Annotated in this window: 2 protein-coding genes; one reads left to right on the top strand and one right to left on the bottom strand. The window is 30.5% G+C overall.

Annotation, left to right across the window (positions count from 1 at the left end; genetic code table 11):
- Positions 1 to 1627: 1627 nt before the first annotated feature.
- On the top strand, positions 1628 to 2128 hold the full coding sequence (locus ACFIK4_RS01110; RefSeq protein WP_375674635.1) for a hypothetical protein: 501 nt from the start codon (positions 1628 to 1630) through the stop codon (positions 2126 to 2128).
- 290 nt (positions 2129 to 2418) lie between these two features.
- On the opposite strand, the gene ACFIK4_RS01105 is transcribed toward ACFIK4_RS01110, so the two are convergent.
- The coding region (locus ACFIK4_RS01105; protein ID WP_375674633.1) for a hypothetical protein at positions 2419 to 2613 on the bottom strand (195 nt) is incomplete at its 5' end.

The following is a 2613-nucleotide window of genomic DNA, read 5'->3' as shown; positions in this document are numbered from 1 at the left end:
GCAGGCTCTTGTTGATTAACAGACGCGGTTTCATTTGCAATATTAGAGATAACGGGGGTGTTGTTTGAGATATTTTTCATAATTAAAACCTACATGTTTATATGTTTGTTATTGACAACCCTTTAAGGGCGTCGGGCGTTAACAAACACGGCATGTAGTCCGTTGCTTACACTTTTCCCATAAGGGTATTGTATGGTGTAAGCACACCCGACAAAATCATCATATATGCTAATTAAAGCATAAAAGATAGCCAGTTTTTAAAAGCTTTGGAAAGATTGTATCGTAATCTATCCGCTACATGTTTAGTGTTTGTTAATCACTTGATTATTTGTGTAACAAAATACGTATTTATTGTCAAATAATATTTCTATCTTTTTGATATTTTTTCTTATTTTTTAAATACGTTGTGTATTGATAATATCTTATGCTTATTAATTTCTTCTTTTATATTTATGTGCTTTTAAAGCTATATTATATGTTTTATGAAACGATTGCGTTATTTTCTGAATCTATACATTTATAATATTTAGAAACGCTCTCATAATGCGTATTTTAAACTTTATAACCTATCAATTTTGTTACTAAATGAATTTTAAATTTTTTGTGAATTTTGTTTATAAGGGGCTTTAATTTAAACGACCTTAATAGCACCGCGCTCTTATAACAAATGCTTTCATTTGCATNTTATGAAAACATCTCAATAGAAACTGATCATTATAGAGATGAGCAAAATTCCTTTTAATAAACTTTTGTCAGTCTTGTCAGTTCTTTTTAGAACCTATATCATTTTTTTTAAATGAGAGAAAATTAAAATCATTATATTTCAATAAGTTAAGTTTTATCAATTTTTCAAAATACAACTTATTAAAACAGCCATAACAAATAAATACAACTGTAAATATATATTTGTCAGTTTATGTCAGTACATTGAATCGACAAAAGTGATCATTTAGTAAATGATTAAAACATGTCTTATGAGAGTATGTGATCTTTTAAAGCCTTTCAAAAGAAAGGGATTATAATCATAATAAATGCTATCAAGATCCTTATGGTTATGAGTTTTGAAGGGGTTTTGAGTTTTGAGGGTTGCTGCTATTATGTAAAAAAACGATAAAAAGTAAAAACGTTATTTTTCAATATGTTAAGATTTTACAGACCTTTAAAAAACAACCCATATTGATAACACAACCTATAAATTCAACTAATAATATACGTTTTGAGGGGGTTTTGACGGTTTTTACACCTTCAAAACCTATAAGCAAAATGAATATACATAACTCTCTTTAAACAAAGCTTTTGATAACAATAAAGCACTCATTTTAGATTACGGTATAATCTCTTAAAGGCAATGTAAAAAAATCTAATTCACTTTAAGAGTGGATTTCTTAAATTTTGCAAAACAATCTAAAAAAATTATTTAAAAGTTCAAATCGTATCTTTAATTTGAATTATAAATACATTATTAGACTTTTGCATTAATCAAAGGTTTATGATGATGAAGTTTTTTATTTTACTTTGTTTGTTAATACTCACAGCTTGTGGTCCTATAACACATTTGAACGGAATTGTTGATCCAAACTACAAGGGACGATTTCAAACGAAAAAGATGGTCATAGGAGGTGTTGGCATGTCTATTTCTGAGCAAAAAGCACTTGAAGACACCTTTGAGAAATCGCTTGCTAAATACAATGTACAGATATTGAGAGGATTAGAACTTTTCCCTCTAACTCGTAATTATTCCTATAACGAGAAAGAGGAAATTATAACAAATAAAGGCGCAGATGCACTCCTAATAGTTAGCGTTGATAATCGTGCTATATCGCAGACATATATCCCGCCAACGTATCATCCGGGAACCTCTACAAGTACTATTTCGGGATTTGGAAACTTTGCTACCATAGAAACTGAGACGACACCAGGTTATGTGACCGGTGGATATAATATTAGTAAGCCCGCCATAAGTGTTAGTGTTTATCTTATTCACCATACAAAAAACAAAGAAACCATATGGCTAGCAAAAGGCTATAGCGATGGAAATGCTTTTGCATCATTTTCTAATCTCATAGTAAGCGTTGCTGAAACAACTGTTGAAAAACTAGCCAAAGAGGGGCTTATAGTCCCAAAGTAGAGTTAGGAAAATAGCAGCATAATCACGAATTTTAGCCACAAGGTCGATGTTAATAAAGCTATCATTTTAGATTACGGTATAATCTTTTAAAGGCGATGTAAAAAAATCTAATTCTATTTAAGAGTGGGTTTCTTAAAAGTCTTAAAGCAATCCCAATAAGAGTGTTTAAAAGTACAAAGCCTTATTTTTAGAATAACGCATATTAGGATTGTATCTAATCAACTTAACAAAAGAGGTATAGATTATGGTTATAAGATTCTATACCCCTTTGTGAGTTTAGCAAGCCAAGTCTATTCAGTTTCTCTAATTTCTAATTTTGGTAAGTTCTTAACGATTTTCATTGTCTCTAAACTTATGGTAATAACCCTCTGAAATAACTCTAGAGGGTAGGCAGGGTTGCCAATGGTTTCAACAGCATAACGATTGGCATCATTAACAATGCCACTCTTTTTATCAGTCTTAACACATTGACGCCCCATAACCCA

Source organism: Bartonella sp. AP9QHHD, from assembly GCF_042195625.1.
GTDB lineage: Bacteria > Pseudomonadota > Alphaproteobacteria > Rhizobiales > Rhizobiaceae > Bartonella.
This window is presented reverse-complemented; position numbering and strand designations above follow the sequence as displayed.